Here is a 13,492-nt window from a genome sequence, read left to right on the forward strand (position 1 = left end):
ACGCCTCACCCGGCCTGGAAGCGCTACGCCACGTTGGGCGTTTCACACCACGCCTTCACGCTCATCCCACGCAAAATCATCAGCCACGCCATGACGATGGTAACCATCATGATGACAAATAGCGACCAGTGCGGCAGGTTGGTCAGGATAATACCGGTGATCATCGGGTTTGCCGCCGCGCCGAGCCAGCCCAGCGCCTGCGCGGAGAAATAGCTTGCCTTCATCCCGGGCGGGGCAATGTTGTCGATCAGCATGTATTCGCCCGGTGCATAGATAATCTCACCCAGGGTAAAGATGGCGGCAGCGATGCCCCAGTAAACCAGGTTTTCCCCGGAGAGCATAAAGCCACCCAGCCCCACGATAAAAAACAGGGTGGCGAGGGTCATCAGCGGGCGAATATTGCTGGCCGAGATCTTGCGGCCCAGCGCATATTGCAGCGTCACCACCACGGCGGCGTTGACGGGCAATACCACGGCGACCACCTTTTCGGCGAAATTACTGTCTGCATGCGCGGCCAGAACGTATTGCGAAATGCAGGTCGCGAACGATCCGCCGACGTATGATGCGAGCAGGCCAGAGAGCGTATACCAGAACAGCGCGCGGTCTTTCAGCAGTACCGACGGCTGCCAGGGCATCTTCTCCTCGGCGGTATCCAGCGCAACGCTTTTCTGCACGAAGAAATGGATGAATCCGAGCGGCAGCGCGGCGCAGAAGGCCGCCAGCCAGAACGGCAGCTGCAGGCTGTACATCACCAGCAGGGTGCCAATCGGCGGCCCGATCGTCCAGCCAATGTTCAGAAAGCTGTAGTTAAGCGAGAAGACGCGCGCTTTCTGGCTTGCGGTGAGCACGTCGGAGAACCAGGCCTTCAGCACCGTTGAAAAGACGGAATAGGCGCAGTTGATCAGCGCAAAGAACAGCACCACCAGCGTGACGTTATCGACCAGCGGGATCGCGACAAACCCCGCGATAAAGGCCACGATCGCGATCAGCATGTAGCGCTTTTTATCAAACTTATCGGCAAGAATGCCAAATCCCAGGCTGAACACCACGCCGATTGTCAGCGCAATCGTCAGGGCATAACCAATATTCTCGACGCTCATGCTGTAGACGCGCGTGAGATAAATGGTCATGAACGGCAGCGTTGCTCCCCGACCGATGGTTAATAACAATGACGACGCCAGCAGCGCTGCGGTTGAGCGCCTGAGAGATGGTTTCATATTCCTGCCCGACAGTTGCTTATGCTTTTTTTAGACGTGTGTTAACAGGATTACCATGACATAAGGGGCTTGTATAGCACCTAATTTATCCGTAAGTGCTTCGCCTGACTGCCATAATTAATGATCTTCTCGCCGCGCGCTTTTTTCTGTTACCTTGAACTGTTAACAAATAATTAATAATTCAGGGGCAGGGTATGACGCGTAAAGACGGGCTGCTGGCGTTGCTGGTGGTCGTAGTATGGGGGCTCAATTTTGTGGTCATCAAGCTGGGGTTGCACAACATGCCGCCGCTGATGCTGGCCGGTTTACGTTTTTTGCTGGTCGCGTTCCCGGCGCTTTTTTTCGTCGCCCGTCCGAAGATCCCGTTAAAGCTGCTGCTGGGCTATGGCCTGACCATCAGCTTTGGCCAGTTCGCGTTTCTCTTCTGCGCCATCAAGTTCGGGATGCCGGCCGGTCTGGCCTCGCTGGTGCTGCAGGCGCAGGCGTTCTTTACCATCATTCTCGGCGCCTTCGTGTTTGGCGAACGTTTACAGGGAAAACAGCTGGCAGGCATTACGCTGGCGGTGTTTGGCGTGCTGGTGCTTATTGAAGCCAGCCTGAACGGCCAGGATGTGGCGCTGCTCGGCTTTATGCTGACGCTGGCGGCGGGGCTGAGCTGGGCCTGCGGGAATATTTTCAACAAGCTGATTATGCAGCACGAGGCCCGCCCGGCGGTGATGTCCCTGGTTGTCTGGAGCGCGCTGATCCCGATAATCCCGTTTCTGGCGGCGTCGTTTATTCTGGATGGTCCGGATGTAATGCTGAACAGTCTGGTCGAAATCGATCTGACCACAATCCTTTCTCTTGTCTATCTGGCCTTTGTCGCCACCATTGTGGGCTACGGGATTTGGGGATCGCTGCTGGGGCGTTATGAAACCTGGCGCGTGGCGCCGTTATCCCTGCTGGTGCCGGTGGTGGGGCTTGCCAGTGCGGCACTCTTGCTGGATGAAACGCTGAGCGCGCTGCAGCTGTTTGGCGCCGTGCTGATCATGGCCGGGCTGTACATTAACGTGTTTGGTCTGCGGGTTCGTCGGGCGACGCGGGTAAGCGAAAAGGCATAAAAAAGCCCCGCGTCTGCGGGGCAAAAACGAATCAGAGGCCGTGCTGATTATAATAAGGCACGCCTAATTCGTCGGATTTGTCGCTACCAGCACCCATATGGTTGAAATCATAAGGCGACTGGTCATGTGCTGACGGCAAAATCATCGTATCAGGATTATTTTGCTGCGTTGCACGAGGGGTTTGCTCCGCGAAGGTCTGGCTGGAGAACAGCACCAGCAAGGCGAGGGCGGCGGAGGCGGTAACTTTCATGATTTCCTCGGTTACGTCTTTACAGGCGATGATTAACTACAGTGTTTTAACGGATACAGGTATCGGGATTCGCCCGGCACGCTGGTGATTCGGTACTTATGAGGCGGCACGTCAAAATAGTTCTTGAACGTACGCGTCAGGGTCTGTTGCGATTCAAATCCGTAACGCTCCGCCAGATAAAGGATCGGCTCATTGCTTTCTTTCAGTTTCTGGGCAATTTCCGTCAGCTTGCGGCTGCGAATGTATTGACCTAATGAATGACCGGTCTCTTTTTTGAACATCCGTTGCAGGTGCCATTTGGAGTAACCTGAACGCTCTGACACTTTTTCAAGGGAGAGCGGCGATTCCAGGTTATCTTCGATCCAGTCCAAAATGCTATGAATGGTGATAGCGTCAGTATTGCGTCTGGACATCGTCATACCTCTTTTTCTGTTTACGGCAGTATTTTTTTGAGCAGAAGCTCAAGGGTTGCCACTTCATCTGCCGTTAAGTTTTTTGTTAGTTCCTGATGCAGTGTTTGTCCTACTAATTGATGACATTGCTCGCACATGGCCGCGCCATCGCTGGTTAGCTTCACCAGTACGCCGCGTTTGTCATTCGGGTTAGGGCTTCGTTCTATCCATCCTTTGCAGACGAGACGATCCAGCATGCGGGTTAACGCGCCCAGATCGACAGAGAGCACCTTTTTAAGCTCAACCGGTGTAATACACACTTCGCAGCGAATGGAACACAGCACTTTGAACTGTGTTGCGGTGATATCCAGCGGTGACAGATAGTCGTTGAGCAGGCGATCTTTTTTCTGATTTACCATATGAATAAGACGACCCAGCGGAACAACGTCGTTAAAGATATCACTGGTGCTTTTCACAATGGTTGCCCTGGCAAGTAGTTAGTCACGGCAGATATTATTGCTCAGGCAAGTATAAGTCAACTGAATGAGTCAGCCGATGCCACGAATTGCTAAAACGTTTCATGAACTTTTTTTGAGGTCTTTCAAATCATATAGATAACTGTCAGTTATCTTTCCAGGACGGAAATAATCGTTGCGTTGCACCCATGGCTCAATGTCACACTTTCACCCTATAATTGCTGTGTTAAATATGGATAAGGACGACAACGCACTATGTTGGATTTAATAAAAGCAATCAGCCTTGGGCTGGTGGTCTTGCTGCCGTTGGCTAACCCGTTAACGACGGTGGCGCTGTTCCTCGGTCTGGCAGGGAATATGAACAGCGCCGAGCGCAACCATCAGTCGATGATGGCCTCGGTGTATGTGTTTGCCATCATGATGGTGGCTTACTATGCCGGACAGGTGGTGATGAACACCTTCGGGATTTCCATCCCCGGCCTGCGTATCGCCGGGGGGCTGATTGTGGCCTTTATCGGTTTCCGCATGCTGTTCCCGGCGCAAAAGGCGCATGAGTCGCCGGAAGCGGCCAGCAAATCGGAAGAGCTGGAAACCGAGCCGAGTGCGAATATCGCCTTTGTACCGATTGCCATGCCGAGCACGGCGGGGCCGGGTACCATCGCGATGATCATCAGCTCCGCATCAACGGTGCGTGACAGCGCAACCTTCCCGGACTGGGTGCTGACGGTTGCGCCACCGCTGATTTTTGCGATTATCGGGGTTATCGTGTGGGCGTCGCTGCGCAGTTCTGGGGCCATTATGCGCTGGGTAGGCAAGGGCGGTATCGAGGCGATTTCCCGTCTGATGGGCTTCCTGCTGGTCTGTATGGGCGTGCAGTTTATTATTAACGGCGTGCTGGAAATTATTAAAACCTATCATTGATGTGATTGCCCGGCGGCGCTTCGCTTGCCCGGCGGCGCTTCGCTTGCCCGGGCCTACGGGTTTTGTAGGCCGGGTAAGGCGAAGCCGCCACCCGGCAAGAAGGCTTACCCGTGCTGACCCTGTTCCTCCAGCGCCACCGGCCATTTACGGAAGATGAGCACTGACCAGACCAGCGCCACCAGGGCCGGAATGGCGCCCAGATAGCCAATCGCCGACATCGATACGTGCAGTATTACCTGATTTCCCACCAGCGCGCCCGCGCCAATCCCCAGATTGAAAATCCCTGAGAACAGCGACATGGCGACGTCCGTTGCATCCGGCGCCAGGGCCAGGACCTTCACCTGCATGCCCAGACCAATAATCATGATCGCCACGCCCCAGAACAGGCTGAGGATCGCCAGATGGCTTTCACTGCCTGCGGCAGGCATCAGCAGCAGCAGGCAGGCCAGCAGCAGACCGATAGCGCAGCTCACCAGCGTTGACGCATGCCGGTTACCCAGCTTACCGAACAGCACGCTGCCAATAATGCCCGCTCCGCCGAGGATCAACAGCAGGATGGTGGCAAAGTTGGCGCTAAAGCCCGCCACCACCTGCACAAAGGGTTCAATGTAGCTGTACGCCGTGTAATGGGCCGTCACCACAATGACGGTAAGCAGGTAGATACCCAGCAGCGCCGGGCGACGCATCAGCAGCGGCAGGCTTTTCAGCGAGCCGGAATGTTCGCTCGGCAGCGCGGGCAGCAGCTTAATCAGACATACCAGCGTAACCAGCGCGCCCATACCAATGGCGAAGAACGTCGTACGCCAGCCGAAGTATTGCCCTACGATGCGGCCAATCGGCAGACCCAGCACCATCGCCAGTGCGGTACCGGTGGCAATCAGGCTCAGCGCCTGGGCGCGTTTACCCGCTGGCGCGAGTCGAATAGCCAGCGACGCGGTGATCGACCAGAACACCGCATGGGCAAAGGCAATGCCGATGCGGCTAATGACCAGCACCGTAAAATTCCACGCCATAAACGACAGGACATGGCTGGCGATGAACAGCACAAACAGGCCGATCAGCAGCCTGCGCCGCTCCATCTGGCTGGTCAGCAGCATAAACGGCAAGGACATCAGCGCCACAACCCAGGCGTAGATGGTCAACATAATGCCCACCTGCGCCGTTTCCATCTGGAAACTTTCAGCGATGTCAGACAACAGCCCAACCGGAACAAATTCTGTGGTGTTAAAAATAAACGCGGCAATGGCCAGCGTGACCACGCGTAGCCACGCAACCCTGCGGGAAACTGTGTTCGTTGTCATAGGGATGTCGGAGATTCGTTGCTGAAAAGAAGAGGAGACGATCTTAAAACGTCGAACGGCGAAAACTCAACCATTATGTGACGCAGATCTCAATATTTACCTTATGAAAGCGGTAGCCGGGAACGCCGTTTTCATTGAATATAAAAGAACAACACAATAAAAACAGGCGGTAAGACAATGCAGGAGATTGATTTTTATCTGGTAGATGCGTTCAGCGACACCTCGTTTGGCGGCAATCCGGCCGCCGTTTGCCCGCTCAAGGAATGGTTACCCGATGAGACCTTGCTGAAAATGGCGCAGCAGCATAATCAGTCGGAAACGGCTTTTTTCGTCTGCAGTAAAGGGGGCATTGAGCTACGCTGGTTTACCACGCTCACCGAAGTCAATCTCTGCGGCCACGCTACGCTGGCGGCCGCGCACGTGTTGTTTACCGGGCTGGATTACCCGGATTCGCGGATCCACTTTGATACCGCCTCTGGCCGCCTCACCGTCAGCCGGGAGGGGGAGTGGATGACGCTGGACTTCCCGGCATGTCCAACCCATGAAGAGACACCCCCGCTGGAGATGCTCTCGGCGCTGGGTATTAACCGCTACGTTGAAGCCCGTAAAGGGCGCGCCTGGCTGATCGTTCTGGAGAATCGCCAGCAGGTTGAAGCGCTTGCGCCGCGCTTCTCGGCGATGACGCCGGGCGAGCATAAGGTGAGCGTTACGGCGCGCGGTGAGGGGGAATATGATTTTGTCAGCCGCTTTTTCTCACCGGGCGTTTCCGTCCCGGAAGACCCGGTCACCGGCTCCGCGCACACCATGCTGATCCCTTACTGGAGCGAAAAGCTGGGCAAAACCACGATGTTTGCCCGTCAGGTTTCAGCGCGAGGCGGCGACGTACACTGTGAGCTGAAAGGTTCGCGCGTGCTGATGAGCGGGCAGGCCACGCTTTATCTGAAAGGCACAGTTTTTCTGCGCTAAAAACCCATAACAAGAGAGGAAGAGACAATGCAGGAAATTGATTTTTATCTGGTGGATGCCTTCAGCGATAAAACCTTTGGCGGCAACGCCGCAGCGGTATGTCCTCTGGAAGAGTGGCTGCCGGACGAAACGCTGCTCAAAATGGCGCAGCAGCATAACCAGTCTGAGACCGCCTTTTTCGTGCGTACCGACGGCGGGTTTGAGCTGCGCTGGTTCACCACGCTGGATGAAATTAACCTGTGCGGTCACGCTACGCTTGCCGCATCGCACGTCATTTTCGAATACCTTGATTATCCGCATACCGAAATCACTTTCACCACGCGTTTCGTGGGCGAGCTGACCGTCAAACGCAGCGGCGACTGGCTGACGCTGAACTTCCCCGCGTGGTCGACGGAAATCGTCGAAAACCCACCTGAGCTGCTGTTTAGCGCGCTGGGCATCACGGCGGCAAAAGAGGTGCGCGTCGGACGCGATTACATGGTGGTGCTGGAGAGCCAGCATCAGGTTGAAGCGTTAACGCCGGATATTGGGGCCATGCTTCCGCTGGATAAAATGGTCTGCGTGACGGCGCCGGGAGAAGAATATGACTTCGTCAGCCGCTTCTTCTGCCCTGGCGAAGGGGTGCCGGAAGATCCCGTCACCGGATCCGCCCACAGCATGCTGATCCCTTACTGGAGCGAAAAGCTGGGCAAAACGTCACTCAATGCTCGCCAGGTGTCATACCGTGGCGGGGATCTGCGCTGCGAGCTGAAGGGCGACCGCGTGCTGATTGGCGGCCAGGCTACGCTGTACCTGAAAGGGCGAATCTTCCTGCGCTAGCTGAGTGACGCGCTATAAGTTAATACTATGAACCACCCCGGCAGGCCTGAGCTATGTTGATATAAAAACAGCAAGGAGCCTGCCATGTATTCCATTACCTCTGAATCTGCACGTCATCCGGACATTCTCACGCTGATCGCGGCGCTTGACCGCTACCAGAGCGAACTCTATCCCGCCGAAAGCAACCATCTGCTCGACCTGTCCGCGCTGCCGGAAGCCTCGCTGATCCTGATGGTCATTCGTGACCAGCAGCTGCACGCCGTAGGCTGCGGAGCCATCGTGCTCAACGGCGACGGAACGGGGGAGATGAAGCGGGTCTATATCGATCCGGCCCATCGCGGGCAGCATCTCGGCGAGACGCTGCTGGCCGCCCTGGAAGATGAGGCCCTGAGCCGCCATTGCCACACGGTAAGGCTGGAGACGGGCATCAAACAGCGCGCCGCGGTTCGCCTGTACGAGCAGTGCGGGTACGATTTGCGTCCGGCGTTTGCCCCGTACGCTGACGATCCGCTCAGCCTGTTTATGGAGAAGGCGCTGGTTGAAGACGTTCGTTTAGCAGCGCTATAAAAGCTTCCAGCTGGCGGGTCATCGCCCCGCGCCGCCACACCAGCCAGGTTGTAAGCCAGCGCCAGTTTTCCGCCAGCGGCCAGGCTTCAACCTGATGATGTCCCGGCATACTCTCCAGCATCGAGCGCGGCATCAGCGCGATGCCCGCGCCAGCAATGACGCAGGCAAGCATGCCGTGATAGGACTCCATCTCATGAATGCGGCCGGGGGTGGCTCTGTCCGCATGAAACCAGCTTTCCAAGTGTCGACGGTACGAGCAGTTCGCGCGAAAGGCATAAACGTCGCTGCCGCTGACCTGCGTGGCGCGGGCGACCTCCGCGTGCCCGGCAGGCGTGACCAGCATCATCTCTTCCCGGTAGACCGGCATGCCCTCCAGCTCCGGGTGCGACAGCGGCCCGTCGACAAAGGCGGCGCTGAGGGTTCCCTCCAGTACGCCATCAATCATCGTCCCGGATGGCCCGGTAGAAAGGGCAAACTGGATGCGCGGATAGCGCTGGTTAAACTGCGCCAGCGTTTCGGGAATGCGCACCGCGGCGGTGCTTTCCAGCGCGCCGAGGGCAAATAGCCCCTGCGGCTCATCACCCGCGACGACCATGCGCGCTTCATCCACCAGGGCGAGGATCTGCCTGCTGTAGCGCAGGAAGTTATGTCCGGCGGGGGATAAGCGCAAACGCTGGTTCTCACGAATAAACAGCTCGACGCCAAGATCGGCTTCCAGCTGGCGGATGCGGGTCGTCAGGTTAGACGGCACGCGATGCACCTTCTGCGCCGCCTGGGTGATGCTGCCCGTCAGCGCGACGGCGTTAAACATTTCAAGCTGGGTTAAGTCCATGGCATTCTCGTTTCGTGAATAAGGTGGTTAGTATTATTCATTTTTAAGAAATAGCAGAGTGAGCCACAATGAATCAACCGAAATGCGTGGAGAACATCATGAAATATTCATCTGCTACACATGCCTTGTCCGTTAACCCGGCAACGGGGGAAACTCTCGCTGCTTATCCCTGGGCGACGGCGGAAGAGGTTGACCGCGCGATTGCTCAGTCTGACGCGGGGTATCGCCAGTGGCGACGCGAAAGCGTGTCCCACCGGGCGCAGAAGCTCCTGGATCTCGGCGCCGCGCTGCGAAACCGCGCGGAAGAGATGGCGCAGACGATCTCCCGTGAAATGGGGAAACCCATCCTGCAGGCGCGGGCGGAAGTGGCAAAATCCGCAGCTCTGTGCGACTGGTATGCCGGGCACGGCCCGGCGATGCTGCGTGCGGAGCCTACGCTGGTGGAAAACCACAGCGCGGTTATTGAATACCGTCCTCTGGGCCCGATTCTCGCGGTAATGCCCTGGAATTTCCCGCTCTGGCAGGTGCTGCGCGGCGCGGTGCCGATCCTGCTGGCAGGTAACAGCTATCTGCTGAAACATGCGCCAAACGTGCTAGGTTCTGCGGATCTTATTGGGCAGATCTTTGCGGATGCCGGTTTCCCTGAAGGCGTATTCGGCTGGGTGAACGCCACCAATGACGGCGTAAGCCAGGCGATTAACGATCGCCGTATTGCGGCGGTGACCGTCACCGGCAGCGTGCGTGCCGGTGCGGCTATTGGCGCGCAGGCAGGAGCCGCGCTGAAAAAATGCGTTCTTGAGCTGGGCGGCTCCGACCCGTTTATCGTCCTTAACGATGCCGACCTGGATCTAGCCATGAAGGCGGCGGTGGCGGGTCGCTATCAGAATACCGGACAGGTGTGCGCGGCGGCCAAACGCTTCATTGTGGAAGAGGGGATTGCGGATACCTTTACCCGCCGCTTCGTCGACGCCGTCGCCGCGTTAAAGATGGGCGCGCCGGAAGCAGAAGAGAACTACCTGGGCCCGATGGCGCGTTATGACCTGCGCGATGAGCTGCATCAGCAGGTGCAGGCCACCCTGGCCGAAGGGGCAACGCTGCTGCTGGGCGGAGAGAAAATCAGCGGAGAGGGCAATTACTACGCGCCAACCGTGCTGGCCAACGTCACCCCGTCGATGACGGCGTTCCGCCAGGAACTGTTTGGTCCGGTCGCGGCCATTACTGTTGCGAAAGACGCGGCGCACGCCCTGACGCTTGCCAACGACAGCGACTTTGGCCTGTCCGCCACCGTCTTTACCGCTGACGCGGCGCTTGCGGATAAATTCTCCCGCGAACTGGAGTGCGGCGGGGTGTTTATCAACGGCTTTAGCGCCAGCGACGCGCGCGTGGCCTTCGGCGGCGTGAAGAAAAGCGGCTTTGGCCGGGAGCTTTCCCACTTTGGTTTGCACGAGTTCTGCAACGTGCAGACGGTGTGGAAGGATCGCGTGTAATTTATTGCCCGCCTGTGATTACGGCCCTCATCACGAGGGCCGTTGTCATTTATCTGCAATGGTTCTGTCATTTTCATTTCGTAGACTCGCTCGCGTCTAACGCATTGTTAATGAAGATAATTATGAACCTAACGCAAATTTTTCGCCGTATTGCGCAGCGTCTCACCCCTCGTCACTTTGGCCTGCTGACGGGTATCTTTTGCATTATTGGCCTTTTCTCCGCGCTGCAGCTCTCCTCCTCATTTCTGCTTAACGCCTCCCTGAACGACGCCCAGCGCAACGAGCAGCAAAACCTTCTGGCCTGGCAGCAGCAGAGCAAGCTGGATCTGGCCCGCGTTTCCCTGCTGGCGGCAAGCGACCTGCTTAACCGCTCCGGCGTCTGGTTTATGCAGGATAAAGAGACCGGCTCCGACGGGAGCTGGCACAGCCTGATGGACGATGCGCAAAAGGCGCTGGCGGTTTCTCAGCAGGCGTGGAAGGCCTGGCTGGCGCTAAATCCGCCGAAAGACGACGCCCTGGTGAACAGCTATCAGCTTTTTTACGGCGCGATCAACGAGCAGGCTGAAGGTCTGATTAAGACCAACACCATCGACGCGTTTTTTGCCGTACCGGCTCAGGCGTTTCAGTCTGATTTTAACGACAACTATGCGCGCTATCAGCAGGCAAGCGAGAAGCAGGCCATGCAGGGGCGTCAGAGCTTAATGGCGCAGCTATCCGGCCTGCAAACGTTGTTCCTGTTTGCGCCGGTGCTGCTGCTTGCCATCGCGGTTGTCGTCTGGTTCGGCATGTCCAGATGGGTGATTACGCCGCTGCGTCGGTTGATTGCGCATATTAACCGGCTGGCGGCAGGGGATCTCTCCGGCACGCCGCCGGACGTCATGCGCTTTAACCGGGAGATAGGTCAGCTTAGCGACAGTATTGCGACGATGCAGCACGGTCTGCAGCAACTGGTGACGCAGGTCAGCCATGCCACCGCAACGATGGTGGAGAACATTGACTCCCTTGCGCAGGGTAACCAGAAGCTGTATCAGCAGTCAGCGCGCCAGGCGAAAGAGCTTGAGGATGTGACGGCGCATATCGCGGCGCTGGAAAGCCATGTGGAAGGGAATACCGGCTATGCCAGGCTCGCCAGCTCGCGGGCCGATGAAGCGCGTCAGGCCGCCGTGGGGGGCGACCGGATGATGTCTACCGTGAATGCGTCCATGCAGGCGATCGTCGACCGATCTTCTGAGATGCGCGGGATCGTGGCGATGATCGACAGCGTGGCGTTTCAGACCAACATCCTGGCGCTGAATGCCGCCATCGAGGCGGCCCATGCCGGAAACCAGGGGCGCGGCTTTGCCGTCGTCGCCCGGGAAGTCGGGCTTTTGGCCAGAAAAAGCAGCCACTCGACGCAGACCATTCAGGAGCTGATCAACCGCTCGCTGCAGGGCATTGAAGACGGTTCCCGCGCCGTTAACCTGATGGAAGAAAATCTGCAGCAGGTCACCGGCCTGGTGGGCAATTTAAGCAGTTTGCTTAATGAGATCTCAACCGCCACGCTCAGCCAGGGAGACAGTATTCACCAGATGACGCGCCAGCTTCAGGCGCTGAATCAGGTCTCCCGGCAGACGGACCTGCTGGTCTCAGACGCCTCGGATGCCTCTGAGCGGCTGCAAAAGCAATCCGATCTTTTATTGCAGGCCGTTTCGCGTTTTCGTCTTAGCGCCTGACGCAATACATAAGCCTCTGTTATACTCGCAGCCCGTTTTAGCCTGAGGGCAAGGAGCAAAGTGTGGCTGCGGTCATCCATTATGAGATGTTGGACGAGATTCTGGCGCAGGTTCGTCCGTTAATTGGAAAGGGGAAGGTTGCCGACTATATTCCGGCCCTTGCCTCGGTGAGCGGGAACAAGCTGGGGATTGCTATCTGTACCATTGACGGACAGCGATACCAGGCAGGCGATGCGGCTGAGCGTTTTTCCATTCAGTCCATTTCGAAAGTGCTGAGTCTGGTTGCGGCGATGCGCCAGTATGAAGAAGAAGAGATCTGGCAGCGTGTCGGTAAAGATCCTTCCGGCCAGCCTTTTAACTCGCTGCTTCAGCTCGAGATTGAACAGGGTAAACCGCGAAATCCCTTTATCAATGCCGGGGCGCTGGTGGTCTGCGATATGCTGCAAAGTCGCCTCAGCGCACCGCGCCAGCGAATGCTGGAGATTGTTCGCCAGCTCTCGGGCGTTGACGATATTGCCTATGATGCGGTGGTGGCACGCTCGGAGTTTGAACACTCTGCCCGTAACGCGGCGATCGCATGGCTGATGAAATCCTTCGGTAATTTCCACAACGACGTGGCGACCGTGCTGCAAAACTACTTCCATTACTGCGCCCTGAAAATGAGCTGCGTTGAGCTGGCCCAGACGTTCCTGTTCCTTGCGCACCAGGGGCACGCGCCGCATCTCGATCAGGAGGTGGTTTCTCCGCTTCAGGCCCGGCAGGTTAACGCGCTGATGGCCACCAGCGGGATGTATCAAAACGCCGGCGAGTTTGCCTGGCGCGTTGGGCTTCCGGCTAAATCGGGCGTCGGCGGCGGGGTCGTGGCGATTGTGCCGCATGAAATGGCGATAGCCGTCTGGAGCCCGGAACTGGATGAAACGGGAAATTCCCTTGCCGGCGTGGCGGTTCTGGAGAAACTTACCCAGCGCCTGGGACGTTCCGTATACTGATGTCCGATCTGGATCCTCTCTTTTCCCGCCTGGCGCGATCGACATTTCGTTCGCGCTTTCGCTTAGGCGATAAGGAACGACAGTACTGCTGGGACAAAGGCCCCGAAACCATTGATCGGCACGCCGCGGATTTTGTCGAAAAGCGCCTTGTGCCCGCGCACCCCGCAAACGACGGTAAGCAGACGCCCATGCGCGGTCACCCGGTGTTTATCGCCCAGCATGCCACCGCCACCTGTTGCCGGGGCTGTCTGGCAAAATGGCATAACATTCCACAGGGCGTAACGCTCACGGCGCAGCAACAAAATTACATCGTCAGCGTCATCCACCACTGGCTGGTGCTGCAGATGAACGCCTAAATTTGACGAGTTATGCTCCCGTGGTATTTGTGTTATAGATGCATCCCAAGTTAGTCCCGATCATGCTGACGACCGCAATAATTGCCATAAGCTTTCATATGGAATGA

At 57.2% G+C, this 13,492-nt stretch carries 15 protein-coding genes; 9 read left to right on the forward strand and 6 right to left on the reverse strand.

Annotated features, from left to right (window positions below; translation table 11 throughout):
- Positions 1 to 23: 23 nt before the first annotated feature.
- Complete coding sequence (ydeE, locus tag ACERY3_RS07560) at positions 24 to 1,217, reverse strand: efflux MFS transporter YdeE (protein ID WP_058840601.1); 1,194 nt, start codon at positions 1,215 to 1,217, stop codon at positions 24 to 26.
- Between the two features lie 194 nt (positions 1,218 to 1,411).
- Here ydeE and eamA point away from each other — a divergent pair, with 194 nt between their 5' ends.
- Positions 1,412 to 2,317, forward strand: a complete 906-nt coding sequence (eamA, locus tag ACERY3_RS07565; protein ID WP_033145532.1) for an O-acetylserine/cysteine exporter — start codon at positions 1,412 to 1,414, stop codon at positions 2,315 to 2,317.
- A 31-nt stretch (positions 2,318 to 2,348) separates the two neighbouring features.
- Here eamA and marB read toward each other — a convergent pair whose 3' ends face one another.
- Genes marB through marR form a run of 3 tightly spaced genes read right to left on the reverse strand, consistent with a single transcriptional unit; the run spans position 2,349 to position 3,435 of the window.
- Positions 2,349 to 2,567: a multiple antibiotic resistance protein MarB gene (marB, locus tag ACERY3_RS07570; protein WP_029741246.1), complete on the reverse strand. Its 219-nt coding sequence runs from the start codon at positions 2,565 to 2,567 to the stop codon at positions 2,349 to 2,351.
- A gap of 32 nt (positions 2,568 to 2,599) precedes the next feature.
- On the reverse strand, positions 2,600 to 2,980 hold the full coding sequence (gene marA, locus ACERY3_RS07575; RefSeq protein ID WP_008502237.1) for an MDR efflux pump AcrAB transcriptional activator MarA: 381 nt from the start codon (positions 2,978 to 2,980) through the stop codon (positions 2,600 to 2,602).
- 20 nt (positions 2,981 to 3,000) lie between these two features.
- Complete coding sequence (gene marR / locus ACERY3_RS07580) at positions 3,001 to 3,435, reverse strand: multiple antibiotic resistance transcriptional regulator MarR (protein ID WP_008502236.1); 435 nt, start codon at positions 3,433 to 3,435, stop codon at positions 3,001 to 3,003.
- Between the two features lie 255 nt (positions 3,436 to 3,690).
- Here marR and ACERY3_RS07585 point away from each other — a divergent pair, with 255 nt between their 5' ends.
- Complete coding sequence (locus ACERY3_RS07585; protein WP_023311775.1) at positions 3,691 to 4,356, forward strand: MarC family NAAT transporter; 666 nt, start codon at positions 3,691 to 3,693, stop codon at positions 4,354 to 4,356.
- Between the two features lie 104 nt (positions 4,357 to 4,460).
- Here ACERY3_RS07585 and ACERY3_RS07590 read toward each other — a convergent pair whose 3' ends face one another.
- Positions 4,461 to 5,657: a sugar transporter gene (locus ACERY3_RS07590; RefSeq protein ID WP_032657078.1), complete on the reverse strand. Its 1,197-nt coding sequence runs from the start codon at positions 5,655 to 5,657 to the stop codon at positions 4,461 to 4,463.
- A gap of 177 nt (positions 5,658 to 5,834) precedes the next feature.
- On the opposite strand from ACERY3_RS07590, the gene ACERY3_RS07595 reads away from it, so the two are divergent.
- The 3 genes from ACERY3_RS07595 to ACERY3_RS07605 all read left to right on the forward strand — a co-directional run bounded on the left by ACERY3_RS07595 (position 5,835) and on the right by ACERY3_RS07605 (position 8,009).
- Positions 5,835 to 6,623, forward strand: coding sequence for a PhzF family phenazine biosynthesis protein (locus ACERY3_RS07595; protein ID WP_058840600.1), 789 nt, complete (start codon positions 5,835 to 5,837; stop codon positions 6,621 to 6,623).
- Between the two features lie 27 nt (positions 6,624 to 6,650).
- Complete coding sequence (locus tag ACERY3_RS07600) at positions 6,651 to 7,442, forward strand: PhzF family phenazine biosynthesis protein (RefSeq protein WP_058840599.1); 792 nt, start codon at positions 6,651 to 6,653, stop codon at positions 7,440 to 7,442.
- Between the two features lie 84 nt (positions 7,443 to 7,526).
- On the forward strand, positions 7,527 to 8,009 hold the full coding sequence (locus ACERY3_RS07605; RefSeq protein ID WP_047653295.1) for a GNAT family N-acetyltransferase: 483 nt from the start codon (positions 7,527 to 7,529) through the stop codon (positions 8,007 to 8,009).
- Here the strand turns inward: ACERY3_RS07605 and ACERY3_RS07610 are convergent.
- Complete coding sequence (locus ACERY3_RS07610; protein ID WP_033145537.1) at positions 7,963 to 8,841, reverse strand: LysR family transcriptional regulator; 879 nt, start codon at positions 8,839 to 8,841, stop codon at positions 7,963 to 7,965. The genes ACERY3_RS07605 and ACERY3_RS07610 overlap by 47 nt on opposite strands.
- 98 nt (positions 8,842 to 8,939) lie before the next feature.
- Between ACERY3_RS07610 and sad the strand changes: the two genes are divergently transcribed.
- The 4 genes from sad to ACERY3_RS07630 all read left to right on the forward strand — a co-directional run bounded on the left by sad (position 8,940) and on the right by ACERY3_RS07630 (position 13,385).
- Entirely contained in the window at positions 8,940 to 10,328 is a 1,389-nt protein-coding gene (gene sad / locus ACERY3_RS07615) for a succinate-semialdehyde dehydrogenase (protein WP_373225384.1), read from the forward strand.
- 122 nt (positions 10,329 to 10,450) lie between these two features.
- Entirely contained in the window at positions 10,451 to 12,040 is a 1,590-nt protein-coding gene (locus ACERY3_RS07620) for a methyl-accepting chemotaxis protein (protein WP_214579867.1), read from the forward strand.
- Between the two features lie 62 nt (positions 12,041 to 12,102).
- The gene (gene glsB, locus ACERY3_RS07625) at positions 12,103 to 13,029 is read left to right on the forward strand and encodes a glutaminase B (RefSeq protein ID WP_373225386.1); all 927 of its coding nucleotides are present in this window, start codon (positions 12,103 to 12,105) and stop codon (positions 13,027 to 13,029) included.
- Positions 13,029 to 13,385: a DUF4186 domain-containing protein gene (locus ACERY3_RS07630; RefSeq protein WP_096151533.1), complete on the forward strand. Its 357-nt coding sequence runs from the start codon at positions 13,029 to 13,031 to the stop codon at positions 13,383 to 13,385. The genes glsB and ACERY3_RS07630 overlap by 1 nt, the downstream gene beginning before the upstream one ends.
- Positions 13,386 to 13,492: the final 107 nt, after the last annotated feature.

It is taken from the genome of Enterobacter cloacae complex sp. ESBL7 (genome assembly GCF_041679625.1).
GTDB lineage: Bacteria > Pseudomonadota > Gammaproteobacteria > Enterobacterales > Enterobacteriaceae > Enterobacter > Enterobacter asburiae_B.

Bases quoted from the DNA above. Each gene is read 5' to 3' on its own strand.
- ydeE (WP_058840601.1), bottom strand. From the start codon at position 1,217: ATGAAACCATCTCTCAGGCGCTCAACCGCAGCGCTGCTGGCGTCGTCA.
- eamA (WP_033145532.1), top strand. From the start codon at position 1,412: ATGACGCGTAAAGACGGGCTGCTGGCGTTGCTGGTGGTCGTAGTATGG.
- marB (WP_029741246.1), bottom strand. From the start codon at position 2,567: ATGAAAGTTACCGCCTCCGCCGCCCTCGCCTTGCTGGTGCTGTTCTCC.
- marA (WP_008502237.1), bottom strand. From the start codon at position 2,980: ATGTCCAGACGCAATACTGACGCTATCACCATTCATAGCATTTTGGAC.
- ACERY3_RS07585 (WP_023311775.1), top strand. From the start codon at position 3,691: ATGTTGGATTTAATAAAAGCAATCAGCCTTGGGCTGGTGGTCTTGCTG.
- ACERY3_RS07590 (WP_032657078.1), bottom strand. From the start codon at position 5,657: ATGACAACGAACACAGTTTCCCGCAGGGTTGCGTGGCTACGCGTGGTC.
- ACERY3_RS07595 (WP_058840600.1), top strand. From the start codon at position 5,835: ATGCAGGAGATTGATTTTTATCTGGTAGATGCGTTCAGCGACACCTCG.
- ACERY3_RS07600 (WP_058840599.1), top strand. From the start codon at position 6,651: ATGCAGGAAATTGATTTTTATCTGGTGGATGCCTTCAGCGATAAAACC.
- ACERY3_RS07605 (WP_047653295.1), top strand. From the start codon at position 7,527: ATGTATTCCATTACCTCTGAATCTGCACGTCATCCGGACATTCTCACG.
- ACERY3_RS07610 (WP_033145537.1), bottom strand. From the start codon at position 8,841: ATGGACTTAACCCAGCTTGAAATGTTTAACGCCGTCGCGCTGACGGGC.
- sad (WP_373225384.1), top strand. From the start codon at position 8,940: ATGAAATATTCATCTGCTACACATGCCTTGTCCGTTAACCCGGCAACG.
- ACERY3_RS07620 (WP_214579867.1), top strand. From the start codon at position 10,451: ATGAACCTAACGCAAATTTTTCGCCGTATTGCGCAGCGTCTCACCCCT.
- ACERY3_RS07630 (WP_096151533.1), top strand. From the start codon at position 13,029: ATGTCCGATCTGGATCCTCTCTTTTCCCGCCTGGCGCGATCGACATTT.